Below are 24,615 nucleotides of genomic sequence, written 5' to 3'. Positions count from 1 at the left end.
ATTCCTGAACAGCCCAACCACTGAACTGGCGGAGACTTCATGAGCCCGGAATGGCAGGCCGTCTGGCTGACCCTGAAACTGGCAGGCATCACCACCGCACTGCTGCTGGTGATTGGCACGCCCATCGCCTGGTGGCTGGCCCGCACCGGGCACTGGCTGCGCCAGCCGGTTTCGGCCGTGGTTGCACTGCCACTGGTGCTGCCACCCACGGTGCTGGGTTTTTACCTGCTGATCGTTATGGGCCCGGATGGTGCCCTGGGTCGCCTGATGGAGAACCTCGGGCTGGGCCTCCTGCCTTTTACCTTCGAAGGCTTGGTGCTGGCGTCGGTTATCTATTCCCTGCCCTTTACCGTCCAGCCCCTGCAAACTGCTTTCCTGACCATCAACCAGAGCCTGCTGGAGACCGCCGCCACCTTGCGGGCTTCACCCCGGGATCGCTTTTTCTCGGTTGTGATTCCGCTGGCGCGACCGGGCTTTCTGACCGCCGCGGTGCTGACCTTTGCCCACACTGTGGGTGAATTCGGGGTGGTGCTGATGATTGGCGGCAACATTCCGGGAGAAACCAAAGTACTGTCGGTCGCCATCTTCGACCATGTGGAAGCCCTTGAGTACACCCAGGCCCACTGGCTGTCCGCCGGCATGGTGGCGTTTTCCTTTGTGGTGCTGGTCAGCCTGTACGCCCTGAATGGCCGCTACCAGCCGGGAGTGGTGAAATGACCGGTACCGTCAACGCCTGCCTCCGGTGCCAGCTGGGGGACTTCACACTGGATGTAGACCTGACCCTGCCCGGCTCCGGGATAACCGCGATCTTCGGCCACTCCGGGTGCGGCAAGACCACCCTGCTGCGCTGCATCGCCGGCCTGCAGCCTGCCGAGGGTCACCTGAGCGTGCTGGGCGAACCCTGGCAGGCCGGAAAACTCAGCCGGCCCGTGCACCACCGGCCCCTGGCCTATGTGTTCCAGGAAACCAACCTGTTTCCCCACCTGTCGGTGCGTAAAAACCTGCTGTACGGATACCGGCGGGTGCCCAAAGCCCACCGGAAAATTGAACCTGAACAGGTGCACCAGTGGCTCGGCCTGTCGCCCCTGCTGGAGCGGATGCCGGCCGGGTTATCCGGCGGGGAGCGCCAGCGGGTGGCCATCGGCCGGGCCCTGCTCACCAGCCCCCGACTGCTGCTGATGGACGAGCCCCTGACGGCCCTGGACCAGCAGAGCAAACAGGACATCCTGCCGTACCTGGAACGGCTGCGGGACAGCCTGGAGCTGCCGGTGCTCTACGTATCCCACTCCACCGCCGAGGTGGCCCGGCTGGCAGATCATATCGTGATGATGGATCAGGGCCGGGTGGTTGCCCAGGGCCCGCTGCAGGAAACCCTGGCCCGCACCGATCACCCGTTCCGGCTGGAAGAAAATGCAGGGGTTATTCTGGAAGGCAAGATTATCGAGGTGGATACCCGCTGGCACCTGTGCCGGCTGGCGTTCGATGGCGGCGAACTCTGGCTGCGCCACCATGATCACCTGAGTGAGGGAATGACCGTGCGGGTACAGATACTGGCCCGGGATATCAGCCTTGCCCTGCAGGAACATCCGGACCAGAGTACCCAGAACCTGTTGCCGGCATGTATCGACCAGATTGATACCGAGGTGACCCCCGGCACCAGCCTGGTACGCCTGGGAGCCGGGCCGACCGCTTTCCTGGCCCGCCTGACCACCCGCTCCCTGCACCAGCTGCAACTGGAGCAGGGCCAGCAGGTTTGGATGCAGATTAAATCCGTCGCCCTGATGGACTGACCTTAGCGGGTGCCGAACACCACCATGGTCTTGCCTTTCACCCGCACCAGGCCCTGATCTTCCAGGGTTTTCAGTACCCGGCCCACCATTTCCCGGGAACAGCCGACAATGCGGCCGATTTCCTGGCGGGTGATCTTGATCTGCATGCCGTCCGGGTGGGTCATGGCATCCGGCTCCTTGCACAGGTCCAGCAGGGTACGGGCCACCCGACCAGTTACGTCCAGGAAGGCCAGGTCACCCACTTTACGAGTGGTCTGGCGCAGGCGCGTTGCCATCTGCTCACCGATGAAATACAGCACCCGCGGATCCTGCTGGGCGATTTCCCGGAACTTGGTGTAGCTGATTTCCGCCACTTCACACTCGGTCTTGGCCTTGACCCAGGCACTGCGGGAATCCATGTTATCGAACAGACCCATTTCGCCGAAAAAGTCCCCGGCGTTCAGGTAGGCCATGATCATCTCCCGGCCATCGTCGTCTTCAATGATAACGGTCACCGAACCTTTGACGATGTAGAACAGGGAGTCACTTTTGTCGCCTGCATAAATGATGGTGCTTTTGGCGGGATAGCGCCGGCGATGGCATTGGGAAAGAAAATAATCGAGATGTTTGGTCTTCTGCTCAACCGGCTTGACGATAGTAGCCATAATGCGAGACGTGCCTCCTCAGAGTCTGGCAGTGCTTATCTTTTTATATCCCCGCTTTTCCCTGCAGGTTAGGGTTTTTACTGATGTGCCCGGCAACTTATAACAAGAAGGCCGGTTGCGGGCAACTGTGCTAGCATTCCCGGCCATACCCGAATAGCCGATGGAGACACCGATGAAAGCTACCGTTGACTGGACCGGCAATGCCAGCTTCAAAGCTACCAGTGGCACTGGCCACACCGTACAACTGGACGGACCACCCGACCACGGCGGCCAGGACCTGGGCCCCCGCCCCATGGAAATGCTGCTGATGGGCGTGGGCGGCTGTTCGTCGTTTGATGTCATGAGCATCCTGAAAAAGAGCCGCCAGGACGTCACCGCCTGCCACGCCGAGCTCGAGGCCGAGCGGGCCGATGCCGTGCCTTCCGTGTTCACCAGGATTCACCTGCACTTTGTGGTAACCGGCCACAACCTGAAAGAAAAGCAGGTAGAACGGGCAGTTAGCCTGTCGGCAGAAAAGTACTGTTCGGCATCGATTATGCTGGGTAAGGCAGGCGTGGAAATCAGCCACAGTTACGAGATCCACGAGGCGGAATAACCGGCTGGAAAAAGTCATTGCAACGACTATCCAATGACACATACGGTATGCATAATACGCAACTTTCTTAAAGGTCTGCGCAAAAGGTGATCAACTATTATGGAAACCAAACTCCAGCTACACGGTTTCAACAACCTGACCAAGTCCCTGAGCTTCAATATCTACGATATCTGTTACGCGCAGACCGAAGAACAGCGTGAAGCCTATATTGATTACATCGACGAGATGTACAACGCCGAGCGCCTGACCCAGATCCTTTCAGACGTGGTCAAGATCATCGGCGCCAATATCCTCAACATTGCCCGCCAGGACTACGAGCCCCATGGCGCGTCTGTCACCATGCTGATTGCCGAGCACGAAGTGACCGACAGTGAAGCCAATAACGAGGAATCGCCGGGCCCGCTGCCAGACACCATTGTTGCGCACCTGGACAAGAGCCACGTAACCGTTCACACCTACCCGGAAAGCCATCCCCACGACGGCGTAAGCACCTTCCGGGCGGATATCGACGTATCCACCTGCGGCCTGATTTCACCGCTGAAGGTACTGAACTACCTGATCCACAGCTTCGATTCCGATGTCGTGACCGTGGACTACCGGGTGCGGGGTTTCACCCGAGATGTAGACGGCACCAAGCACTACATCGACCACGACATCAACTCGATCCAGAACTACCTGACCGAAGACACCCAGAACGCCTATCAGATGATCGACGTGAACGTGTACCAGGAAAACCTGTTCCACACCAAGATGATGCTGAAGGACTTCAACCTGGATAACTATGTATTTGGCGTGAATGCCAGCGAACTGGACCCGGCCGAAGCCCAGTCCATCGAAGACCGCCTGCGCCGCGAAATGCTGGAGATTTTCTACTCCCGAAACGTGGAGTAATCCGGCCCTGCCGGTGGCCCGGACGGGCCGCCGGCCGCTCCTTCAGTTTTTTTGATCCCTCCCGCCAGAATTCTGCGTTTTCATCCTGCCCGTCGCCCCGGTTTAATGGAACCATTGCTAACCGAGAGGACGACACCATGACGCATCGCGCCCTGAAACAGATTATCCCCGCACTGGAGACCTCCGATGGTGCCGGGGTAAAAATCAAACGCTCCCTGGGCCAGCGCCAGAGCATCCGCATGGATCCCTTCCTGATGCTCGACGAGTTCGGCTCTGACCAGCCCCAGGATTACATTGCCGGCTTTCCTGCCCACCCACACCGGGGTTTCGAGACGGTCACCTACATGATCGAAGGCCACATGTTGCACGAAGACCACCTGGGTAACCGGGGCAACCTGCGCAACGGCGGCGTGCAGTGGATGACCGCCGGCCGGGGCATTGTGCACTCGGAAATGCCACAGCAGGAATCCGGCCTGATGCGCGGTTTCCAGCTGTGGCTGAACCTGCCGGCGGCGGAAAAAATGAAACCGGCCGGCTACCGGGATATCCAGCCCGAAGACATTCCGGCCTTCAGTCAGGGCGGCGCCACCGTCAAGCTGATTGCCGGCGAGATGACCCTCAGTGGTGGCCAGGTATCCGGTGCGGTCACTGGCGGCAGTACCGATGCTATCTACGCTGACATTCACCTGGAGCCCGGCAGCCAGCTGTCATTGCCGGTACCGGCCAGCCACAACGCCATGCTGTACCTGTACGAAGGCGATGCCGAACTGATCACGGGGGACGAGCGCACCCGGCTGCAGCCATCGGCAGCCAGTGTACTGGATGACGGTGACGAGCTGATGCTGGAGGGCGGCACACAGCCGGCCCGTTTGCTACTGATAGCCGGCAAACCGATCGGCGAGCCGATCGTGCAATACGGCCCGTTTGTGATGAATACGCGGGAAGAAATCGAACAGACCCTGAGGGATTACCAGAGCGGCCATCTGACCGCTTGAGCTTCAGGCGAAGGCCTTGCCGGCCATCAGCTTCTGCACCATGGGCCGGACGATCAGGTCCATGGCCAGGGGCATCTTGGTACCGGGAATCACCAGGGTGTCGTGGCGGGACAAAGTGCTGTGGGGAATCACCTGCAGCAGCCAGGCAAAGTCGACATCGGTGGCTTCCCGGAAGTGGATCACCACCATGCTCTCATCTTCGGTAGGCACATCCCGGGCAATAAACGGGTTGGAGGTATCCACCAGCGGGATGCGCTGGAAGTTGATGTGGGTATGGGAAAACTGCGGCACGATGTCGTGCACATAGTCGTCCATACGGTTGATGATGGTTTTGACCACCGCATCCGGGCTGTAACCCCGCCGGTTGGTATCCCGGTGAATCTTCTGGATCCATTCCAGGTTGACGATGGGCACCACGCCGATCAACAGATCCACATACTGGGCAATGTTGTAGTTTTCGCTGACCACCCCGCCATGCAAACCTTCGTAGAACAGTAAATCGGTATCCGCCGGCAATGACTGCCAGGGGGTGAAGGTTCCGGGCTTGAAACCGGCAGCAATCAGCTCCCGGTCTTCATCGTGGACATAGTGGCGATAACGGCCGTTGCCGGTATGGCTGTAGTCGTACAGCAAGGCTTCCAGGCGGTCGATGTGGTTGGCCGCCAGGGCAAAGTGGTTGCGCTCGCCGAACTGCCCCTTGGCGGCCAGCCGGGCCATCTGCTCGCGGGTATATCGGTGAAAGCTGTCGCCGCTGACCATGGCCGCGCTGATGTCTTCACTGGCAAACAACCGGCTGAAGATCTGGCCGGTTGTACTGGTGCCCGCTCCGGAGGACCCGGTAACGGCTATAACAGGATGGCGTTTGGACATAAACGGCAAAGCTCCCGGATCAGGTCAGGCTGTCGAGCAGCCGCGGCTTCTCGATCACAAAGCCCTGAGCATAGTCCACACCCAGCTGTCGCAACAGGTCCAGCACGTCCCGGGACTCCACCTGCGAGGCAATCACCTCCCGCTCCATGTAGTGGGCCATGTCGACCATGGACTTCACCATGGTCTGGTCAGTCTCGCTGGCCACCAGCTGGCTGGTGAAGGCGCTGTCGATCTTGATCAGATCCACCGGCAGCGAACGCATGAACTGGAACGAGCTGGGGCCACTACCGAAGTCACCCAGGCAGAACCGGCAACCCAGCTCCTTCATTTCCGCCATGAAGTCGGCCACCGCCTGCAGGTCATTGATGGCCGAAGCTTCTGTCAGTTCGAACCAGAGCCGTTCAATGGGCGCATCCTGCTTGCTGAGCTTTTCGTAGATAAATTCCAGCAGCGACTGGTCATTCAGGGAGTGACCGGACAGGTTGATACAGATACCACCCACCGCGCCGGGGTCCGGCGCCTCTTCCCGCAACCAGTCCAGCATGTGGCCCACCACCCAGCGGTCCACCACCTGCATCCGGTCATAGCGCTCGGCCATGCGGATGAAGTCCCGGCCAGTAATCAGCTGCCCGCTGTCGTCGTACATGCTGATCAGCACTTCGTACTGGGACGGCATCCTGGCTTTGCCATGCAGCGGGATAATCTTCTGGCAGCGCAGCAACATGCGCTCGTCGCCCGGGTCCCGCAGGTTCGCCAGCCGGGCAGCAATCTGTTCCTGGCGGTCCTGGTCGGCCTTGTCCGGCGCATACTCGGCAATGGTGCCCTCGCCTTTCTTGCGGGCGGCGGTCAGCGCCTGCTCGGAGGCCCGCAACCAGCGCTCGCCATTGACCAGCACCGGCAGGTCCGGCACCAGCCCCACGTTCGCCGACAACGCATACTGGTTGCCGCCGAATTCGAACACATCGGTTTCGATGGCGCTGATCAGCGCCTTGGCAATGCTGTTGCCCTTGTCCGCCGGCACCAGCATGGCAAATTCGTTACCCGCCAGGCACGCCACCGGCCGGCCACCCTCCGCCTGCCGGCACAGGATATCCGCCAGGCGTTTCAGCACTTCATCACCGGCCTGGTAGCCGGCCGTGTCGTTCAATAGCCGGAAACCCCGAAGATCCAGGTACAGCAAGGCCAGGTTTTCTTCCCGTCCCGCCAGTTGCTGGTCGAGCATACGCTCGAATTCCCGGCGGTTCAGCAGGCCGGTCAACTGGTCATGGCTGGATGCCCAGGACAACTGGTCGTACACATCCTTGACCATGCGGTCGATACTTTCATCCACCAGCGGCCGATCGTACTCGGCATCCGGCACAATCACGCCACGGCGCATCTGGCGAGCCAGGTCTTCCAGGCCCAGCTCCACCACTCTCATGCCCTGATGGTTCACAAAGACAAAGCGGCCGAAGCCCCGGGCAACCCACACCAGCCTGATATGCTGGGGCTGTTCCGGCTGGCTCAGGTCCTTCAGCCATTGCCCGCCCTGCAACTGCTGGGCGCGGGTAATCCAGCGCTGGAGGTTGCGCCGCTCCAGTTCGCTCAGGCCGTCCTGGCCCTGTGCTGACGCATCCTGCTCCGGCTCGGCCTCGGGCACATCCACCATTTCAGGCGGCTGCTCCGGCGACCGCACCAGGAACCGTTTGAGTTCTTCCCGAATCCGGGACGAGGGCATATGGTTACCGGAAATAGACGCCAGGCCATCCTGGATCAGCCGCAGCAGTTCCGGCAGGTTGATCTCCATCTGCGGGTCTTCACCGAAAGCCTGCAGGGAGTCGATCACCTCCAGGTAATCAGCCCACGCCTGGCTATCCGGGCCCTGGCGAATCCAGGTCAGCGACAGCAGGTCACGCCAGCCGCCTTCCAGCAGGGTCATCAATGCCCTGGGCACCCGGCAGCCGGCAATCTTGCGGTTGACCGCTTCAGTGACCGCCGCCCGGGACTCGGATACTTTCTGGGCACCCTCTGCCGCCGCCGTCACCCGTTCAACATTGCGGCGATAAATCTGGTTCTGGCGTTCGATCAGCCCGTCCAGCTCGGCAAGCGTTTGCTCGAACATCGCCGGGTCCTGCTCGAACTCGGTGGCAATACGGTGCACCAGCTCATCAACCCGGCGCTGCACCACCGGGTTGATCCGGCCGCCCCGGATACCCAGCTGGGCCAGCCGGTTCATCACTTCCCGAACCGGGCTGCCGTGGTCCTCGAAAAACGCAGGATCACGCATCACCACCTTCAGTACCGGCACTTCCAGCCGGCGCATGATGGCCTGGGCGTGTTCACTGAGTTTCGGGCTGGACAACACACTCTGGAAAAAGCGGTCAACCACATCGAGGGTTTCCTGCTGTTCCTCGTTCAGGCCGGCGTCTTCGCCATTTTCACGGACCTTGCCCAGCACCCGCTCTTTCAGGGATGCGGTATCGTCTTCGTCACCGACAACCTGTAGCTGCAGTTCCTGCAGATCACGGTACAGCTCACCCGGCGACAGCGGCCGGGCATCGGCGGGGAACATCCCGGTTGCCGGCTCCCCGGCGGCCGCCCGGCTGGCCTGGAGGGTACTCAACAGGTTGCGAACCGTGGCGAACGCCGTCCGGGCCGACTGGGAATAACCACGGAAGTCACCGGTTGGCCGGTTAGCGGGGTCGCTGTTCTGGTCCGCAGTATTTTGCTGATCGTCCACAGCCGGTTTCGGCTCCTCGGCCGGCTTCGGCTCCGGCGGCGTCTTGGTTGGCCGGGGATCGGGCTGTTCACTGAGGTAGCGGGACAGGTCGAGATCCGGCAACACACCATGGCGAATCAGTATGTTGTTCAGTTCCCGGTACATGGGCCCGAGTTCCTTCAGCACCGTCAGCTCGAAAACCTTCAGGCAAATTTTTTCCACATCCCGGGACAGGTTGAGCTGCCCCAGGGCGTTATGGAACGCCTCGCTGACCAGGGCCGGCCCCAGCGGATTATGGTGGCCGGTGCGGTTGGCCACCTGCAGGTGATCCAGGCGCAGCTTCAGCTGCAGCAAGTCACCGCGATAGCGGGTGTCGGCCCGGGTCACCATCACCCGTACCGCCAGCCATTCCTCGAATTCGTTCTTGTCGACTACCGACAGCGCCGCGCCGGGCGCGCCCTTGGGTTCAGGCTTCAGGGGTGACTGCAGGCTGGCCGCCATCTGGTGCCAGATGACCCGCTGGCGGCTGTGGATCTGCCCGGCCGCTTCCAGGTATTCGTTGGCCTGCCGGTCATGGGAAGCCTTCTTGGCAGCAGCCTGCAGTCCCTCACCCATCTGAACGATGCAGGCATCCATCAGGGGTTCGATGTAGTGGGTAATTGCCCGGGCGGCCTGGTGCAGGACAAACTGGACCCGGTCAGAAGGCGCCTTGAGGGAGGAGCGATCCTGTTCCCGGCTGGCGCCGCACAGCTTGAGCATGGCGTTGACCGCCTCGGGGTCCGACCGGGTAAAACTGACGCCCATGGCCCCTTCCGTACGGCGGGTGGGTGTCACATGCAGCTCGTAACGGCGGTTACCTTCCAACCCGCGAAAACGCACCACCAGCTCTTGCGGCGCATCACCCGAGAACGCCCGTTCGATCTTGCCGGAGGTTTCGGCAGAATAACGAATGTACATGCCCTCGGCACAGAAATCGGCAATCTGGCACGGCAACGGATTACCGGTCCCGATATCAAGCTGGGCTGCGAGTTTGATGGGCTGTCGGGTACTGCTGCGACGTTCTTTGGGTTCCATGGACATCCTGGCCGGTTACCGGTTCGACGGCGATGGCTGGCAATGCATTTGCTCAGTGACCGTGCGAGTGTTTCATCATAACATTCCATGTCATGAAACAGCTTATTCAGATCAATCTTCTTTTACTACTTCTGGCTGGTGTATCCGGGTGTTCGACTTTCGACTACTACAGCCAGGCCATCGGCGGCCACCTGTCGCTGATGATGCGGGGCGAGCCGGTAGAGCGCCTGCAAAAGCAGCCGGATACACCACCGGAATTGCGGCAGAAACTCGAGCTTGCCGAAGCTGCCCGCCGCTTCGCCCGCAACCGGCTCGACCTGCCCGTGGGCGATGCGTTTACCGGGTTCGTGGAACTGGACAGGCCCTGGGTGGTGGTCAACCTGGTGGCGGTGCCCGAGTTCTCCCTGGAACCCCACCGCTGGTGCTATCCGGTGCTCGGCTGCCAGGCTTACCGAGGCTACTTCAAACTCGAACAGGCACGCAAGGAAGAGGCCCGGTTCCGCCAGCAGGGCTACGACACCTTTATTGGCGGGGTGACGGCCTACTCAACACTGGGCTGGTTTGATGACCCGCTGCACACCGGCTTTACTCGCCTGTCGGATGACCGAATGGTAGCGCTGATGTTCCACGAACTGGCCCACCAGGTGGTCTACATGGCCGAAGATACCGCCTTCAACGAGAGCTTTGCGACCGCCGTGGAACTGGAAGGGCTGCGCCTGTGGCTGGAGCAGCAGAACAGTGCGGAAGATTTTGACCTGGCCTTGCTGCGGCAGGAACACCGAAACCAAACCCTGGCCCTGGTTGAGGCCACTACGGCAGAGCTGGAGCAGCTGTACAACCGGCAGGACAGGCTGACACCGGAACAACTGCGTGAACACAAGGCAGGACACCTGGAGCAACTGGCGCAAGCCTACGCCCGGCTGGCCGATGACTACCCGGAGCCCGGCCCTTTCGGGGCGCCGCCGGTGCAGCTGAACAACGCCAACCTGACGTTGTTCCGACAGTACAACCAGCATGTGCCGGCATTCCGGCAACTGTTACGGGAGCTGGACTACAACTTCGCGGCATTCTACCGGCAGGTGGAACAGCTGTCCGGCCAGCCGGAACCGAAACGCAGGGCCCGGCTGGCGGAGTTGTCACATCGGTTTGACGAACACCTTTGAGTTGCGCTGGGTGTTGTAGGCCGCCAGCTTGGGCCCCGGCAGGTTCTGCACAGCCGTCGGCTCGAAGCCCCGCTCCCGGAACCAGTGTTCGGTCTGGGTGGTGAGCACAAACAGTTTGCGGATGCCCTGGCTGCGGGCCAATTTTTCCACCATGGCCAGGATGTCGTCACCCCGGCCTGCCCGTCGATAGGACGGGTCAACGGCGAAGCATGAAAGCTCGCCTGCGCCTTCATCCGGGTAGTTATACAAAGCGGCGCAACCCACAATGGTGCCGTCCCGTTCTGCCACCACAAACCGGTCGATTTCGGTTTCCAGCATTTCCCGGGAGCGGCGCACCAGTACGCCCTGCTCTTCCAGTGGCTGGATCAGCTCTAGTATCCCGCCGATGTCTTCCACCCGGGCCTGGCGAATCTGCTCGTAGTTGTCACCGCTCACCAGGGTGCCGGAGCCGTCCCGGGTGAACAGTTCTTCCAGCAAGGCGCCGTCTTCGGCGTAGCTGATAATGTGGGCCCGGCGCACCCCTTTAACACAGGCATCACAGGCAGCTTTCAGCAGCGCGGCATCGTGGCCGGTCACGGTATTGTCGTTCAGCCGCTCGGAAGCCTGGCGCGCAGACAACTCACGGATCAGCGAGCCGTCCTCATCCAGCAGGCCTTCATCATCAATAAAGACAATCAGCTTTTCCGCCTGCAGCGCGGCCGCCACCTGGCTGCCAACATCCTCGTAGGACAGGTTGAAGGCGTCGCCGGTGGGTGAATAGCCCATGGGTGGCAGCAACACTATGTGGCCCAGTTCCAGCAACTGCTCGATACCCCGGCTGTCGACCCGGCGCACCCGGCCGGTGTAGCCGTAATCAATACCATCCAGCACCCCGACCGGCTTGGCAGTCAGATAATTGCCGCTGCTGACACGGATCCGGGCGTTGTGCATGGGCGAGTTCACCAGCCCCATGGACAACTGGCTTTCAACGTAGGCGCGCAAGCCGCCAATGGCTTCCATCACCAGCGGCAGGTGGTCGTCGGGAGTGACCCGAAGCCCGCGGGAGAAGGTGGATTCCAGGCCGGCATCATCCAGCCGCGACTGGATCTGCGGGCGACCACCAAAGGCCACCACCAGTCGCACACCCAGGCTGCTGAGCAGGGCGATGTCGTGGATGATATTAATAAAATTGCGGTGTTCTATGGCATCGCCGGGCATGGTCAGCACCACCGTGCGCCCGCGATGGGCGTTGATGTACGGCGATGAATGCCGGAACCCGTGCAGCCATTCGTTTGATTTCAAACCGGTCTCCCTGTTCATCCGATACAGAACTGCCTGATCAAGCCCCGAAGAATATCCACCGTGGGCTGTAATTGCGACAGTTCCAGGTACTCGTCTGGTTGGTGCGCCTGGTCAATGGAGCCGGGGCCCATCACCAGGGTTTCCAGGCCCAGCTTCTGCAGCCAGGGCGCTTCGGTGGCGAAGGCGACAGCATGGGCGGTGTGCCCGGTGAGCTTTTCGCAGGCCTGCACCAGTGCCGCATCGGCCGGCGTCTCGAACGGTGGCACACCATCGAACAACGGCTCGAAACTGAGGGCCAGCTGGCGCCGCTCCGCCAGCGGCTGGATGCGGTTCAGGATAGCCTGGCGCAGGTTATCCATGTCCATGCCCGGTAATGGCCGCAGGTCAAAGTGCAGCTCGCAGCGGGCACAGATACGGTTCGGGTTGTCGCCACCGTGGATACAGCCAAGGTTAAGGGTGGGCACCTGCACCTTGAAAGCCGGGTTTCGGTACTTCTCCTGCCACTGGCCGCGCAGGGCCAGCAGTTCGGTCATGGCCTCGTGCATACCCTCCAGGGCATTGCGGCCTAAATCCGGGTTCGAGGAATGGCCGGACTGCCCCTCGAAGGTCAACCGCTCCATCATGATGCCTTTGTGCATACGCACCGGGCGCAGGCTGGTGGGCTCGCCAATCACGGCATAGCGGGCCCTGGGCTTGCCCGCCTCGGCCAACGCCCGGGCCCCGTTCATGGAGCTTTCTTCGTCAGCGGTGGCAAGGATAATCAGGGGCTGCTTCAGGGGCTGGTCGATAAAGGCTTTCGCCGCCTCGATGGCGAGCGGGAAAAACCCTTTCATATCGCAGGTACCCAGGCCATACCAGCGATCGTCTTTTTCGGTCAGGGTGAAGGGATCGCTGTGCCAGCGTTTGTCGTCAAAGGGCACGGTATCTGTGTGGCCGGACAGCACCAGGCCGCCGGGGCCGCTGCCCAGGGTAGCCACCAGGTTATATTTTCCGGGCATGCCCGGCACATCCAGGATCTCGATGGCAAAGCCCAGCGCTTCCAGCCATTCCGCCAGGGTGCGAACCACCGCCTCGTTGCTGTGGTCCCAGTCCGGCGACGCACTGCTGATCGATGGCTGGGAAATCAATCGGGCCAGCATCTCCCGGATGCCCGGCACGCTGGCTTTACTGTCTGTGTGCACCATCCTCGCCTCCCGGCTTGTTGGCGTCAGTCTGCCCGGCCGCGCCGCCAGACTTCGAATTGGCTGATGGCGCGAATCAGTATCGGATAGGATACTTCGCCGCCGCCCACCGAACGGGTGATGTCCATTTCCCTTTCCCGGACAATGTCGAGCCGGCCTTCCACCTGGTTACCGTTCGACAGAGTTATACGAACCTGCCGGCCGATCCAGCCCGCAGCGTTTTCGGAATCTTCTTCATACCACCCCTGCTTGCCCGGCTCTTCCTGGACAGCCACCGGCTCCATGGCTTCAGCCGGCAGAGGCGGCTCAACCACTTCAATGGTGGTCAGGTAGACATCCGGAACCGTGGCGCCATTGTAGGTCACCGGCCAGGTGGCCTCCGGGTTGTCTTCGGTGCGAACCGGGATATCCGGTGTACCGGTGGTGGCCGCAACCGGGAATACCAGCTCGCCGCCTTCAGTCAGCCACTGACGATACAGTGCAACGAGTTGGTCACTGGCCTGGTATCCCCGGGCCCGAAGCCCGGCATCCAGTGCAGTTGCCGCCTTGCCTGCCCATTCGTTCACCGTGAGCCCTGTTTCCCGGCCACAGTAGGCTGACAAACGGCGCATCAGGCCACCATCCCGCAAGGTAACGCTGGCATTATCCTGTGCACCGGCCAGGGTCAGCTCCGAATCCAGCAGTTGTAAGCGAGCACCGGGCCAGTGCACTTCCAGGCTGCCGGTATCCACCGTATTCAGTTCCGCGTGCAGGCCTTCGCTGTCCTGAATCAGCAACAGGTCACCGCGGATGGCGTCGATACCCATGCGGGTCAGGTCGCCGCTGCCCAACTGCTGGCGCGGATCCGGCGCACAGGACAGCACAACCAGCGGTGCCGGTGCATCCTCGGCTTCAGCGCCGGCGGTTACCCAGTTGCGGAACATCACCGGTTCCAGAACCATGCTGGCCTGCTCTACCTTCAGCTGCCAGTCAGATGGCAGCGGCTCCGGGTACATCAGTGCCGTCAGCAGGCTCACCGGTGAGCCGGTGTCCAGCTCCACCAGGCCCAGCTCCAGTGGCTGGGTCAGCCGGAAGTCCTGCCAGCCCGCTTGTTTCAGCAGTAACCGGCCATCCAGTGCCGAGCTGATGTTGCCTCGCTGCAATACACCGATCTCCGAGAGTGCCGTGCGCGCCTCCGCCAGCCGCTGATCCGCCAGCCACCAGGCACCGGCCTTGAAGCCGACAAACACCACCAGGGCCAGGATGATCAGAAAGGACAGCAGGCGCTTCATGCCACGGTTACTCCCGGTTATCGGCTTCAGTTACGGGAAATCAGGGTACCGACACCTTCGTCGGTAAAGATTTCCAGCAGACAGGCATGGGCCACCCGGCCATCAATGATGTGGGAGGTACGCACGCCGTTTTCCACCGCACTCAGGGCGCAACGGATTTTCGGCAGCATGCCGCCGTGGATGGTGCCGTCTTCGATCAGGTCGTTGACCTGCTGCGCAGTCAGGCCGGTCAGCACCTTGTCGTCCTTGCTCTTCAGGCCGGAGACGTTGGTCAGCAGGATCAGCTTCTCCGCCTTCATGGCCTCGGCCACCTTGCCGGCCACCAGGTCTGCGTTGATGTTGTAGGAAGCACCGTCCGGGCCGACACCGATGGGCGCAATCACCGGAATCACGTTGCTGCGGGTGAGCATGTCGATCACATCCACATTCACGCTGGCCACTTCGCCGACATGGCCGATATCAATGATTTCCGGGCGTTCCAGCTCCGGAGAACGATCTACCACTTCCAGCTTGCGGGCACGGATCAGGTTGGCGTCTTTTCCGGTCAGCCCCACGGCGGTGCCGCCCTGGGCGTTGATCAGGGAAACGATTTCCTTGTTGACCTGGCCGCCGAGCACCATCTCTACCACGTCCATGGTCTCGGAGTCGGTCACCCGCATGCCGTTCACAAAGCGGGACTGGATGTTCAGCCGCTCCAGCAGTTCACCGATCTGGGGGCCACCACCGTGCACCACGATGGGATTGATACCAACCAGCTTCATCAACACCACGTCGCGGGCGAAGCTGCTCTTCAGGTCTTCGTTTTCCATGGCGTTGCCGCCGTATTTGATCACAACCGTCTTGCCGGTAAACCGTTGGATATAGGGCAGGCCCCGGCTGAGTACCGAGGCCACCTGCATTGCTGTTTCACGATCCAGCGCCATGGTGATGTGTTAATCCTTACTGTCAGAGAATGGTTTGAATCAGAATTCGGCCACCAGGTCCGGTGCCGCCTTCTGCAATTGTTCCCGGAACACGGACTTGATCCGCTCCAGGGCGTCTTCGTTTTCGGCCTCGAACCTCAGCACCAGCACCGGCGTGGTGTTGGATGCCCGGCACAGGCCCCAGCCATCGGTGTAGTCTACCCGCAGGCCGTCAATGGTACTGACGTTGCCGTCGCCGAAATCAGCCTGCTGCTCCAGGCGTTCGATAATGGCAAACTTGTCGCTCTCGGTAACCTGTACATTCAGCTCAGGGGTGCTGATGTCCTCCGGGAAGTCCTCGAACACCTCATCGCTGTGACGATCTTCAATCCCCAGGATTTCCAGCAAGCGGGCGGCGGTATACAGGCCGTCATCAAAGCCGTACCAGCGCTCGGCAAAGAAGATGTGCCCGCTCAGTTCGCCCGCCAGCAAGGCACCGGTTTCCTGCATCTTGGCTTTCATCAGGGAGTGGCCGCTCTTCCACATAATGGGCCGGCCACCGGCTTCGGAAATCACCCCAGCCAGGCGACGGCTGCATTTGACGTCATACAGCACATCGGCACCCGGATTGCGGGACACCACATCCCGGGCGAACAGCATCAGCAGGCGATCGGGCCAGATAATCTTGCCACTGTTGGTCACCACGCCAAGCCGGTCGCCATCGCCGTCAAAGGCCAGGCCGATATCCGCGCCGGTCTCCTGCACCTTCGCGATCAGGTCCTGCAGGTTCTCGGGCTTGCCCGGATCCGGATGGTGGTTGGGGAAGTCACCGTCAACGTCACAATGCAGCGGTGTCACTTCGCAACCCAGTTCTTCCAGCAACATGGGGCCAAGCTCGCCGGCAATTCCATTGCCGGCATCCACAACCACCTTGAGGGGTGCGGCCACGGCAATATCACCGATGATCCGGTCCAGGTAGGCCCGGCGCACGTCTTCCCGGGACAACTCACCCTGGCCGGCACTGAAGTCGGCATTCTGGATGCGGTCATACAGCTTCTGGATAGCATCGCCGGACAGGGTTTCGCCCCCCAGCATAATCTTCAGGCCGTTGTAGTTGGCCGGATTGTGGCTGCCGGTCACCATCACACCAGAGCCGGTTTCCAGGTGGTGGGCGGCAAAGTACAGCACCGGCGTGGGCACTGCGCCCACCTCGATCACGTTACAACCGGTGGAGAGCACACCCCGTGCCAGCGCATCGGCCAGGCCCGGGCTGGAATGCCGGCCGTCGTAACCGATACACAAAGACGTAACGCCCCGGTCGGTCGCCTCAGAGCCGATGGCCCGGCCAATAACCTCGACAACGTCCTCGGTCAGGTTATCGCCAACAATGCCGCGGATATCATAGGCCCGGAAAATTTCCGGCCGCACATCCACCTGCGAGGTCTCAGCCAGAACCGGTTCGTCCTCGTCAAACAGTTCGTCGTCGAACATCGGGGCATCGCCGAAGCCCAGGACGTCTTCATCGCCATCCATCATATCCACATCGGGAATGTCGTCCTGGAACATGGGAGCGGCGCTATCGGAGGCAAGTGCACTGGCCCGGGCGGGCTTGCCGTTGCCATTCTCGCCGGCCTTGTTTACCCGGCTGTCTACCGCCAGCGACAACCGGTGCAGCACTTCGCCGGCTGAGGCCACCGTATCCCAATGCAACGCCGGCAGGCGCAGCCGTTCACCGACAAAGGCCTTATGGGCCCACTGGATCAGCGCAGACATATCTTCACGGATACTGCGCTGGGCTGCCGCCAGCAGCATCCACACCAGCAGCGCTGCCAGCAGGGCCGGAATACCGATCAGCAGTGCCAGTGCCATGGGGCTGACCACCGGTTCCGGCGCCGAGGCTGCCTGGTACACCACGGACCAGTCCGGGTTGGTCAATGTACGGGTTTCTGAGGGCCCGTTTCCGTTACCGGCGCTGGCGACGGTGCCGGAACTGCCGGAAATGGTCTGGACCAAGGCCAGCTGACCGCCCAGCCGGCCATTGGAGACCGTCAGCATCGGTTGCAGAATGTCAGCATCAAAGACAGCCAGTACGGTTCCGACGACCGCATTGCTCACCGGATTCCGGACCGGCGCAGCAAACTGGATATACCAGACACCATCCCGGGGGAAGGCGTCTGGCTGAAGCGGCAAACCTTTTTCGGCCCGCCGGGCCAGCTCAGCACCGGCAAACCCCAGCAAGGAGCCGTTATCGCCAGCCCGCGGGATATCACCATGGAGGAAAACAAACACCGCGCTGGCACCGGGCAAGGCATTTTGGAGCTGACCGGCCAACACCTCGGCACTAATGTCTCCAGCCAGACCCCGGAGTACATGGGGCTGGTTGGCGATGGCCTGAACCTGTTCCTGCTGGGCGGTAAAATACCGGTTCAGGCGCTGCTGGGCGCTGTCGGCTTCCACCTGACGCGATGCTTCATGGCGCTTTTCCGCAGCCGGCATCACCGACAGGAAATACACGGCGAGCACAGCGACTACACCCGCCAGTAACACTGCCAGTGCTTGCTGCAACGCAACCGACCCCAGGCGACGCTCCCTTTTGGCCACCGGCTCCTGTGACTTGCTACTTTGCTCTACTGGGCTCTGTTCCGGCGTCTGGTCCTGGGCGGACTCTTTGCTCTTCTTTTTACCGAATTTCATAGTGCATCCCGCAGTTATTTTTGAGTCCCGATGCTGCCTTGCTCTGCGAAGTATAGCTGGCAGCCGTGCTGACGGCTCTCAGCCTTTAGGGTGTGGTCAGTGGCTCCCGGTAGAGCCAAATCCGCCGGCACCCCGTTCGCTGGCATGGAACTCCGACACCACTTCAAATTCCGCCTGAACCACCGGAACCAGCACCAGCTGGGCAATGCGCTCGCCCACTTCAATGGTGAACGGGGTCTGCCCCCGGTTCCAGCAGGACACCATCAGCTCGCCCTGGTAGTCCGAATCGATCAGCCCCACCAGGTTACCCAGCACAATACCGTGCTTGTGGCCCAGGCCACTGCGAGGCAGGATCATGGCCGCCAGCGCCGGGTCTTCGATATAAATCGACAGGCCGGTGGGGATCAGGTGGGTTTCCCCGGGCGCCACCGTCAGCGGCTGCTGGACACAGGCCCTGAGGTCGAGGCCGGCAGAACCGTCGGTTGCGTATGAGGGAAACGGGATCCCGGTTCCGATACGGTCGTCCAGAATCCGGACCTGTAAATTCTTCTTGGTCATGCGTTTTCAATCCTGTCACTGTGGCTGGCAATGAGCGTAACCAGTCGCTCTGCGATGGCCTGTTTGCTGTCCGGGCCGATGGACTCCTGCCCTTCCGGCCAGAAAACCGTAACGGCGTTCTGGTCGCTGTTAAAGCCCAGCCCCGGCGCAGAGACATCATTGGCCACAATCATGTTCAGTTTCTTGCGCTGCATTTTGTCGGTAGCGTAGCGGGCGACGTCTGTGGTTTCCGCCGCAAAGCCCACGGTAAAGGGCGCATCAGGCCTGGCCGCGATGGTGGCCAGGGTATCCGGATTGCGCACCAGCGCCAGGCTCATGGCTTCGCTGGTTTTCTTGATCTTGTCGCCGGCGCAGTTTTCCGGCCGGTAGTCCGCCACGGCGGCGGTGGCGATAAAAACATCGCAGCCTTCGGTGACCGCCCGTTCGGACGCCCGCAGCATATCCTCTGCCGTCACTACCGGGCGCACTTCCACGCCCTCCGGGGCCGGCAGGTTTACCGGGCCACTGACCAGCAACACCCGGGCACCGGCGGCAGCGGCGGCACGGGCAATGGCGTAGCCCATCTTGCCGGAGCTGTGATTGGAGATGTAGCGCACCGGGTCAATGGGCTCCCGGGTTGGCCCCGCAGTGATCACCAGCCGTCGACCGGCAAGCACTCCCGTAGCCGGGGGTTCCGGCGATGCCATAACCAGCCGAGCCAGGGCTTCCGGCTCCAGCATCCGGCCCGGGCCGGTATCGCCACAGGCCTGCTCACCCTGATCTGGCCCCCACAGGGTAATCTGTGGATCTTCTGTGAGCAGCTGCACGTTGCGTTGGGTGCGGAAATTTTTCCACATGGCCTGGTTCATCGCCGGCGCAACCGCGATCGGCGCCTCGGTAGCACAGCACACAGTGGTCAGCAGGTCGTCTGCCATGCCCTGAGCCAGCCGGGCCAGGAAATCGGCAGACGCTGGCGCGACCACCACCTGGTCGGCCCACTTAGCCAGTTCGATATGCCCCATGCCAGCTTCCGCCTCCGGGTCCAGCAGGGACGTACGAACCGGCTCGCCGCTGAGGGCCTGGAAGGTCAGTGGCGTTATGAACGCCTCGGCACCACGGGTCATCACAACCCGCACTTCCAGCCCGGCTTTTTTCAGCAACCGGACCAGTTCGGCACTCTTGTAGGCGGCAATGCCGCCGGTGATTCCCAGCAGAATTCGCTTGGCAGCCATGGGGGCTCCGTAATCCCGTAAAATGAAAGGGTTATAAGATAGCACGCCACGGGCCGGCAGGCAGCCTGCGCGGCCACCCCGTTCGTTTACCAAATGTTACCTTTTCAGGTAACCTTTGTAATTCTGAGAACCCGGTGCAGGACGCATCGCCCGTATCAAACCAAAGCAAGGAAGCCCGGATGACCGATTCCAGCTGGCCCACCGACGAGCGGCCCAGAGAACGCCTGCTCGCCCATGGCGCCCAATCCCTGTCTGACGCCGAATTACTGGCCATTTTTCTGCGCACCGGCACGACCGGCATGCCAGTGATGGCGCTGGCACGACACCTGATTGACGAATTCTCCGGCCTGCGGGGGCTGATGACCGCCTCCCGCCGGCAGTTTCTGCAAGTGAAAGGCCTGGGTACCGCCAAGTACGCCCAGGTGCAGGCCGCCATGGAAATGGCCCGGCGGGTCATGGACGAACCCCTGCGCCAGGGGGATCCGCTGCGCTCACCGGCAGACACCCGGCGCTTTCTCACCAGCCGGCTGGGCACCTATCCCCACGAAGTGTTCGCCGGACTGTTCCTGGACAACCGCCACCGGGTCATCCAGTACCGGGAGCTGTTCCGGGGCACCATCGACGGCGCAGCCGTGTATCCGAGGGAAGTGGTGCGCCAGGCCCTCGAAGACAACGCCGCAGCCGTCATTTTCGCCCACAACCATCCCAGTGGCGTGGCCGAGCCCAGCCAGGCCGACATTTCCCTGACCCGCAGATTGAAGGAAGCGCTGGGATTGGTGGATATCAGGGTTCTTGACCATATGGTTATCGGCCACGGTGAGGTAATATCGCTGGCTGAACGAGGGTTGATGTAACCGCTGCAGGGTCGCCACCGGAAAACTGGACAATTTCCCAACAATTTTTTGCGTTGGCTGGCCAGTTCTGGTATAAAAGCGTCCCTTTCTGGCGGCGTCTGGCGAGCAGCGTTCAGTTTAGAGGCGCGAACCGGTAGCAGTTATGGCTCCGGAGCAACCAGAGACGCATTAAATAACGAATTCGTATAGATAGACCATTGCTCAGGTCGGAGGCAAGTATGTCCAGAGTTTGTCAGGTTACCGGTAAGCGTCCGGTTACCGGTAACAATGTATCCCACGCGATGAACCACACTCGTCGTCGTTTTCTGCCGAATCTGCAGAACCACCGTTTCTGGGTTGAGTCCGAGAAGCGTTTCGTGAAGCTGCGCGTATCCACCAAGGGCATGCGCATCATCGACAAAAAAGGCATTGACGCTGTGCTGGCCGATCTTCGTGCCCGCGGCGAGAAAGTTTAAGGAGCCGCATCATGCGCGAGAAAATCAAGCTGGTTTCATCAGCAGGTACTGGTCACTTCTACACGACCAAAAAGAACAAGCGTAACACCCCGGAAAAAATCGAGATCAAAAAGTACGATCCGGTTGTCCGCAAGCACGTTGCGTATAAGGAAGCCAAGATCAAGTAATTGATCCTGCCTCCACGAAAAACCCGGCCATGGCCGGGTTTTTTTGTGCCTGAATCTGGACCAGGATCAGAAGGTTTGCAGGTATCCCTTGGGCAGGGCGACGTCCATGGCGATCGGCAGGTGGTCCGACACCGGATAGCTCACCACCTCCGAACGGCGGATCTCCAGCGACGGGCTCACCAGGATATGATCCAGCGCCTTTTCCGGCCGCCAGCTGGGAAAGCTGTGGGCGGTATCCGGCAACGGAATCAGGTCGGTTTCTTTCAGGGGGGTCCTGGTCAGCAGCTGTTCTGCATGGGCATTCATATCCCCCATCAGCACCACATGCCGGTAGTCGGCAATCAGCTCCCGGATATACCCCAGCTGGCGCTGCTGAGCCGACTTACTCAGGGACAGGTGCATCAGCACCAGCACCAGGGGATCATCCTCTGCCCCGTAACGGGCAATGATGGCTCCCCGGCCCGGAATCACTCCCGGCAACTTGTGCTCGGTCACGTCCAGCGGCCGGAACCGGCTCAGCAGGCCATTACTGTGCTGGGCAATCTGCCCCAGATTACGGTTCAGCTGCTGATACCAGTACGGAATGCCTGCCGCCTCGGCCAGGTATTGCACCTGGTTTATATAACCGCTGCGAAGACTGCCACCATCGCACTCCTGCAAGGCCACCACATCGTACTGGCTGAGCAGGGTTGCGATTCGATCAAGGTTCTCGATGCGCCGGCGGTTAGGCAGGAAGTGTTGCCAACTGCGGGTGAGGTAGTGGTGATATGACGAGGTATTGATGCCCACCTGGATATTAAAGGTGAGCAAACGGATATGGCGGTGGGCCTCAAACTCGGGCACATGCTCGCTGCCCGAGCAGGCACCCCGGGGGCTTTCTTGCGATTTCAGAATCCCGTTCAGCTGATTGCGGATCCGTTTATACATGCGCGCAAATCCCCGGACTGCTCCAGAAAACGGCCAGCTTCAGCACTGGCACGCGGCCACCGTATTACTCGGCTCCTGCCCGCTCCTGCTCGGCCAGGTATTCGACTACCTGAAGAACATTCTCGTGGCTGCCAGCCATGGAGGCACTGACCACATACTTGCCATTTACCAGCATAGTCGGTGTTCCGGTGATGCGTGCACCCCGGATCTTGGACTGCGCCTGTTGCACCCGGGCACGTACGCCGAAGCTGTTGTAGGTGTCGACAAATTCCTGGGCGTCCACCCCGTAGTCAGCCACGAAATCCGCCAGCGCCTCTGCAGAATTCAGCGGGCGACGCTCTCCGGCCAGCGCATTGAACAGGGCGTCGTGCACCTTGTCGAGTTCACCCATGGCTTCAAGGGCGTAGAAAGCGTAGGCATGGGGCTCCCAGCTTTGTCCCAGGGCCGCCGGCAGGCGAACGTAGTTTACATACTCCGGCGCCTTCTCTTCCCAGGCTTCCGCAAGGGGCTTGAAGTTGTAACAGTGGGGACAGCCATACCAGAACACCTCGGCCACCTCGACACCGCTGTCTGAGGCGGTACGAACCGGGTTATCCAGCGTGCGGTAATGTTTGCCCTCCTGCCAGGACTGGGCATTTGCCACGCCTGAAACAAGCAGGGCAGCTGCAAGAAATACAACAGAGCCAAAGCTTCTGATCATCGAAAATCTCCGAGCCATGATTTTGAGTTATCGGGAATTATGACCCAGCATACGGAAAAAGTTCCACCGCAGGCCACGGGCAAATCGTTACAGAAAGGTAAACAGCAAAAACCCCGCCGAAGCGGGGTTTCTGACGCAGCGTTACCAGGAACGATCAGTTCAGGCCGGAAACGTAGTTGGCAACTGCCTCGATTTCCGCGTCGGTCAGCTTGGAGGCCACATCCATCATGATGGCTGCGTTGGCACCGCCAGCGCGCTCACCGGAACGGTAGGCATTCAGCTGCTTGGCAACGTACTCGGCAGTCTGGCCACTCAGTGCCGGATAGCCCGCAGGCTCGTTACCGGTACCACGAGGGTTGTGACAACCGGAACAGGCCGGAACACCGGAAGCCATGTTGCCGCCACGGTACAGGGCCTGGCCCTGTTCCACCAGCTCCGGATCAGCCTGGCCAACCACCATGTCCTGCTCGTTGAAATAGGCTGCCAGGTCCTGGAGATCCTGGTCAGACATGGCGTCCAGCAGGCCTGTCATTTCAGGAATCGGACGGTCGCCGTTCTTGATATCTACCAGCTGCAGGTATGTGTAACGCTCGCCGATACCGGACAGCTTCGGATACACAGCCATTACTGGCTTGGCTCCGCCCTGTCCGTGGCAGCCGGCACATACCGCTGCATTCTGTTCACCCGCTGCCGGATCTCCTGCCCCGTGAGCCATTGCTGTCAGGCCAACTCCGAGAACAACTCCTGCGATCAGTCTTTTCATGCTCGCTCCGCTTCTCTCATCTTTGCATCTTGAAAGTATTCTTCGTTGTGCAACCGGCAAGCACTGACAAAACAGGCTCATAACCGGGGCTAAAGCGGTAACGCGAGGCGTCCCGCCCTGAATTGGTGTAGCATTATACATTAATCGCCGATAACTGAAATCCAAAGGAACGCCAACCGTCGTGGACTCTGACCTGACTCAAAAAAGCCTCTCATTCAACAGCGCCCGATTTCTGATCAGTGCGTCACGGCTGGATGAATGCCCACCGGATTTCGGCGCTGAAGTGGCCTTTGCCGGCCGTTCAAATGCCGGCAAATCCAGCGCCCTGAACGCCATCACCGCCAACGGCAAGCTGGCCCGCACCAGTAAAACGCCGGGGCGCACCCGGCTGATCAACTTTTTCACCCTGAATCGCGAAAACATGCGCCTGGTAGATCTGCCCGGCTACGGCTACGCCAAGGTTTCCCGCGACATGAAAGACGACTGGCAGAAACACCTGGGCCACTACCTGAACGAGCGTCGCTGCCTGCGCGGCCTGGTGTTGGTGATGGATATCCGCCACCCGCTGACCGACTTCGACCAGATGATGGTGGACTGGTGCGAACACAATAACCTGCCCCTGATGATCCTGGCCACCAAGGCCGACAAGCTGAAATTCGGGCAAGCCAAGACTGCCATGCTGGGCATCGCCGGCAAACTCAAGCCTTTTAGCTGCGTACAGCACCTGATCATGTTCTCGGCCACCTCGAAGCGGGGCGTCGACGAATGCCGCGAGGCCCTGACCGACTGGCTGGAAGCGCCTGAAGCGGAAGAGACAGAAGAATAAGCAGAAGAAAAAGAAAAAACCGGCCTGCAAAGGCGCAGGCCGGCGAAACGTCAGGGTTTGCGACGTGCTAAACCTGAGAACTCACTCAGGAGACGCAGAAAAGTC

The 24,615-nt window shown here is 60.9% G+C and carries 23 protein-coding genes; 10 read left to right on the top strand and 13 right to left on the bottom strand.

Annotation, left to right across the window (positions count from 1 at the left end):
* The first annotated feature begins 39 nt into the window (after positions 1-39).
* Both modB and modC read left to right on the top strand, forming a co-directional pair.
* The gene (modB, locus tag B9Q17_RS09110) at positions 40-717 is read left to right on the top strand and encodes a molybdate ABC transporter permease subunit (RefSeq protein WP_022988448.1); all 678 of its coding nucleotides are present in this window, start codon (positions 40-42) and stop codon (positions 715-717) included.
* Positions 714-1,790 (top strand): molybdenum ABC transporter ATP-binding protein, encoded by a 1,077-nt coding sequence (modC, locus tag B9Q17_RS09105; RefSeq protein WP_094624977.1) that lies wholly within the window; start codon positions 714-716, stop codon positions 1,788-1,790. The genes modB and modC overlap by 4 nt, the downstream gene beginning before the upstream one ends.
* A gap of 2 nt (positions 1,791-1,792) precedes the next feature.
* Here modC and crp read toward each other — a convergent pair whose 3' ends face one another.
* Complete coding sequence (gene crp / locus B9Q17_RS09100) at positions 1,793-2,434, bottom strand: cAMP-activated global transcriptional regulator CRP (RefSeq protein ID WP_022988450.1); 642 nt, start codon at positions 2,432-2,434, stop codon at positions 1,793-1,795.
* 172 nt (positions 2,435-2,606) lie between these two features.
* Here crp and B9Q17_RS09095 point away from each other — a divergent pair, with 172 nt between their 5' ends.
* From B9Q17_RS09095 to B9Q17_RS09085, 3 genes are all read left to right on the top strand, one after another.
* Positions 2,607-3,029, top strand: coding sequence for an OsmC family protein (locus B9Q17_RS09095; RefSeq protein WP_022988451.1), 423 nt, complete (start codon positions 2,607-2,609; stop codon positions 3,027-3,029).
* A gap of 99 nt (positions 3,030-3,128) precedes the next feature.
* Positions 3,129-3,920 carry an adenosylmethionine decarboxylase gene (speD, locus tag B9Q17_RS09090; RefSeq protein WP_022988452.1) on the top strand — a complete coding sequence of 264 codons (792 nt, stop codon included), beginning with the start codon at positions 3,129-3,131 and terminating at the stop codon, positions 3,918-3,920.
* A 137-nt stretch (positions 3,921-4,057) separates the two neighbouring features.
* Positions 4,058-4,915, top strand: a complete 858-nt coding sequence (locus B9Q17_RS09085; protein ID WP_094624975.1) for a pirin family protein — start codon at positions 4,058-4,060, stop codon at positions 4,913-4,915.
* Positions 4,916-4,918: 3 nt separating this feature from the next.
* Here the strand turns inward: B9Q17_RS09085 and B9Q17_RS09080 are convergent, their stop codons facing one another.
* Both B9Q17_RS09080 and B9Q17_RS09075 read right to left on the bottom strand, forming a co-directional pair.
* Positions 4,919-5,785 carry a phosphoribulokinase gene (locus tag B9Q17_RS09080; protein WP_094624973.1) on the bottom strand — a complete coding sequence of 289 codons (867 nt, stop codon included), beginning with the start codon at positions 5,783-5,785 and terminating at the stop codon, positions 4,919-4,921.
* Positions 5,786-5,804: 19 nt separating this feature from the next.
* Positions 5,805-9,557, bottom strand: a complete 3,753-nt coding sequence (locus B9Q17_RS09075; protein WP_094624972.1) for a DUF1631 family protein — start codon at positions 9,555-9,557, stop codon at positions 5,805-5,807.
* A gap of 92 nt (positions 9,558-9,649) precedes the next feature.
* On the opposite strand from B9Q17_RS09075, the gene B9Q17_RS09070 reads away from it, so the two are divergent.
* Entirely contained in the window at positions 9,650-10,720 is a 1,071-nt protein-coding gene (locus tag B9Q17_RS09070) for an aminopeptidase (RefSeq protein ID WP_094624970.1), read from the top strand.
* Here B9Q17_RS09070 and argA read toward each other — a convergent pair.
* The 7 genes from argA to coaBC all read right to left on the bottom strand — a co-directional run bounded on the left by argA (position 10,694) and on the right by coaBC (position 19,818).
* Positions 10,694-12,001 carry an amino-acid N-acetyltransferase gene (argA, locus tag B9Q17_RS09065; protein WP_094624995.1) on the bottom strand — a complete coding sequence of 436 codons (1,308 nt, stop codon included), beginning with the start codon at positions 11,999-12,001 and terminating at the stop codon, positions 10,694-10,696. The two genes, B9Q17_RS09070 and argA, sit on opposite strands and share 27 nt — an antisense overlap.
* A 14-nt stretch (positions 12,002-12,015) precedes the next feature.
* Positions 12,016-13,185 carry an acetylornithine deacetylase gene (gene argE, locus B9Q17_RS09060; protein WP_094624968.1) on the bottom strand — a complete coding sequence of 390 codons (1,170 nt, stop codon included), beginning with the start codon at positions 13,183-13,185 and terminating at the stop codon, positions 12,016-12,018.
* Between the two features lie 23 nt (positions 13,186-13,208).
* On the bottom strand, positions 13,209-14,453 hold the full coding sequence (locus tag B9Q17_RS09055; protein WP_094624966.1) for an acetylornithine deacetylase: 1,245 nt from the start codon (positions 14,451-14,453) through the stop codon (positions 13,209-13,211).
* A gap of 26 nt (positions 14,454-14,479) precedes the next feature.
* On the bottom strand, positions 14,480-15,376 hold the full coding sequence (argB, locus tag B9Q17_RS09050) for an acetylglutamate kinase (protein WP_022988460.1): 897 nt from the start codon (positions 15,374-15,376) through the stop codon (positions 14,480-14,482).
* Positions 15,377-15,415: 39 nt separating this feature from the next.
* Complete coding sequence (locus B9Q17_RS18490) at positions 15,416-18,049, bottom strand: phosphomannomutase/phosphoglucomutase (RefSeq protein WP_094624964.1); 2,634 nt, start codon at positions 18,047-18,049, stop codon at positions 15,416-15,418.
* A 96-nt stretch (positions 18,050-18,145) separates the two neighbouring features.
* Entirely contained in the window at positions 18,146-18,607 is a 462-nt protein-coding gene (dut, locus tag B9Q17_RS09040; protein WP_022988462.1) for a dUTP diphosphatase, read from the bottom strand.
* A complete protein-coding gene (gene coaBC / locus B9Q17_RS09035) occupies positions 18,604-19,818 on the bottom strand; it encodes a bifunctional phosphopantothenoylcysteine decarboxylase/phosphopantothenate--cysteine ligase CoaBC (RefSeq protein ID WP_094624963.1) in 1,215 nt (404 codons plus the stop codon). Before coaBC ends, dut begins: the two co-directional genes overlap by 4 nt.
* Before the next feature lie 179 nt (positions 19,819-19,997).
* Here coaBC and radC point away from each other — a divergent pair, with 179 nt between their 5' ends.
* From radC to rpmG, 3 genes are all read left to right on the top strand, one after another.
* The gene (gene radC / locus B9Q17_RS09030; protein WP_011786974.1) at positions 19,998-20,672 is read left to right on the top strand and encodes a RadC family protein; all 675 of its coding nucleotides are present in this window, start codon (positions 19,998-20,000) and stop codon (positions 20,670-20,672) included.
* A gap of 218 nt (positions 20,673-20,890) precedes the next feature.
* Entirely contained in the window at positions 20,891-21,127 is a 237-nt protein-coding gene (gene rpmB, locus B9Q17_RS09025) for a 50S ribosomal protein L28 (RefSeq protein WP_011786975.1), read from the top strand.
* 11 nt (positions 21,128-21,138) lie between these two features.
* Positions 21,139-21,294, top strand: a complete 156-nt coding sequence (gene rpmG / locus B9Q17_RS09020) for a 50S ribosomal protein L33 (RefSeq protein WP_008173465.1) — start codon at positions 21,139-21,141, stop codon at positions 21,292-21,294.
* A 66-nt stretch (positions 21,295-21,360) separates the two neighbouring features.
* Here the strand turns inward: rpmG and B9Q17_RS09015 are convergent, their stop codons facing one another.
* The 3 genes from B9Q17_RS09015 to B9Q17_RS09005 all read right to left on the bottom strand — a co-directional run bounded on the left by B9Q17_RS09015 (position 21,361) and on the right by B9Q17_RS09005 (position 23,684).
* The gene (locus B9Q17_RS09015) at positions 21,361-22,221 is read right to left on the bottom strand and encodes an endonuclease/exonuclease/phosphatase family protein (RefSeq protein ID WP_094624961.1); all 861 of its coding nucleotides are present in this window, start codon (positions 22,219-22,221) and stop codon (positions 21,361-21,363) included.
* A gap of 64 nt (positions 22,222-22,285) precedes the next feature.
* Positions 22,286-22,921, bottom strand: a complete 636-nt coding sequence (locus tag B9Q17_RS09010) for a thiol:disulfide interchange protein DsbA/DsbL (RefSeq protein ID WP_094624959.1) — start codon at positions 22,919-22,921, stop codon at positions 22,286-22,288.
* Positions 22,922-23,075: 154 nt separating this feature from the next.
* Positions 23,076-23,684 (bottom strand): c-type cytochrome, encoded by a 609-nt coding sequence (locus B9Q17_RS09005; protein ID WP_036219153.1) that lies wholly within the window; start codon positions 23,682-23,684, stop codon positions 23,076-23,078.
* A 181-nt stretch (positions 23,685-23,865) separates the two neighbouring features.
* On the opposite strand from B9Q17_RS09005, the gene yihA reads away from it, so the two are divergent.
* On the top strand, positions 23,866-24,510 hold the full coding sequence (gene yihA, locus B9Q17_RS09000) for a ribosome biogenesis GTP-binding protein YihA/YsxC (RefSeq protein WP_022988467.1): 645 nt from the start codon (positions 23,866-23,868) through the stop codon (positions 24,508-24,510).
* Positions 24,511-24,615: the final 105 nt, after the last annotated feature.

This window comes from Marinobacter vinifirmus, from assembly GCF_002258215.1.
Taxonomy (GTDB): domain Bacteria; phylum Pseudomonadota; class Gammaproteobacteria; order Pseudomonadales; family Oleiphilaceae; genus Marinobacter; species Marinobacter vinifirmus.
This window is presented reverse-complemented; position numbering and strand designations above follow the sequence as displayed.

Bases quoted from the DNA above. Each gene is read 5' to 3' on its own strand.
- modB (WP_022988448.1), top strand. From the start codon at position 40: ATGAGCCCGGAATGGCAGGCCGTCTGGCTGACCCTGAAACTGGCAGGC.
- rpmB (WP_011786975.1), top strand. From the start codon at position 20,891: ATGTCCAGAGTTTGTCAGGTTACCGGTAAGCGTCCGGTTACCGGTAAC.
- argE (WP_094624968.1), bottom strand. From the start codon at position 13,185: ATGGTGCACACAGACAGTAAAGCCAGCGTGCCGGGCATCCGGGAGATG.
- B9Q17_RS09075 (WP_094624972.1), bottom strand. From the start codon at position 9,557: ATGGAACCCAAAGAACGTCGCAGCAGTACCCGACAGCCCATCAAACTC.
- modC (WP_094624977.1), top strand. From the start codon at position 714: ATGACCGGTACCGTCAACGCCTGCCTCCGGTGCCAGCTGGGGGACTTC.
- rpmG (WP_008173465.1), top strand. From the start codon at position 21,139: ATGCGCGAGAAAATCAAGCTGGTTTCATCAGCAGGTACTGGTCACTTC.
- dut (WP_022988462.1), bottom strand. From the start codon at position 18,607: ATGACCAAGAAGAATTTACAGGTCCGGATTCTGGACGACCGTATCGGA.
- B9Q17_RS09095 (WP_022988451.1), top strand. From the start codon at position 2,607: ATGAAAGCTACCGTTGACTGGACCGGCAATGCCAGCTTCAAAGCTACC.
- B9Q17_RS09010 (WP_094624959.1), bottom strand. From the start codon at position 22,921: ATGATCAGAAGCTTTGGCTCTGTTGTATTTCTTGCAGCTGCCCTGCTT.
- B9Q17_RS09070 (WP_094624970.1), top strand. From the start codon at position 9,650: ATGAAACAGCTTATTCAGATCAATCTTCTTTTACTACTTCTGGCTGGT.
- coaBC (WP_094624963.1), bottom strand. From the start codon at position 19,818: ATGGCTGCCAAGCGAATTCTGCTGGGAATCACCGGCGGCATTGCCGCC.
- B9Q17_RS09080 (WP_094624973.1), bottom strand. From the start codon at position 5,785: ATGTCCAAACGCCATCCTGTTATAGCCGTTACCGGGTCCTCCGGAGCG.
- B9Q17_RS09055 (WP_094624966.1), bottom strand. From the start codon at position 14,453: ATGAAGCGCCTGCTGTCCTTTCTGATCATCCTGGCCCTGGTGGTGTTT.
- B9Q17_RS09015 (WP_094624961.1), bottom strand. From the start codon at position 22,221: ATGTATAAACGGATCCGCAATCAGCTGAACGGGATTCTGAAATCGCAA.
- crp (WP_022988450.1), bottom strand. From the start codon at position 2,434: ATGGCTACTATCGTCAAGCCGGTTGAGCAGAAGACCAAACATCTCGAT.
- argB (WP_022988460.1), bottom strand. From the start codon at position 15,376: ATGGCGCTGGATCGTGAAACAGCAATGCAGGTGGCCTCGGTACTCAGC.
- B9Q17_RS18490 (WP_094624964.1), bottom strand. From the start codon at position 18,049: ATGAAATTCGGTAAAAAGAAGAGCAAAGAGTCCGCCCAGGACCAGACG.
- speD (WP_022988452.1), top strand. From the start codon at position 3,129: ATGGAAACCAAACTCCAGCTACACGGTTTCAACAACCTGACCAAGTCC.
- B9Q17_RS09085 (WP_094624975.1), top strand. From the start codon at position 4,058: ATGACGCATCGCGCCCTGAAACAGATTATCCCCGCACTGGAGACCTCC.
- B9Q17_RS09005 (WP_036219153.1), bottom strand. From the start codon at position 23,684: ATGAAAAGACTGATCGCAGGAGTTGTTCTCGGAGTTGGCCTGACAGCA.
- radC (WP_011786974.1), top strand. From the start codon at position 19,998: ATGACCGATTCCAGCTGGCCCACCGACGAGCGGCCCAGAGAACGCCTG.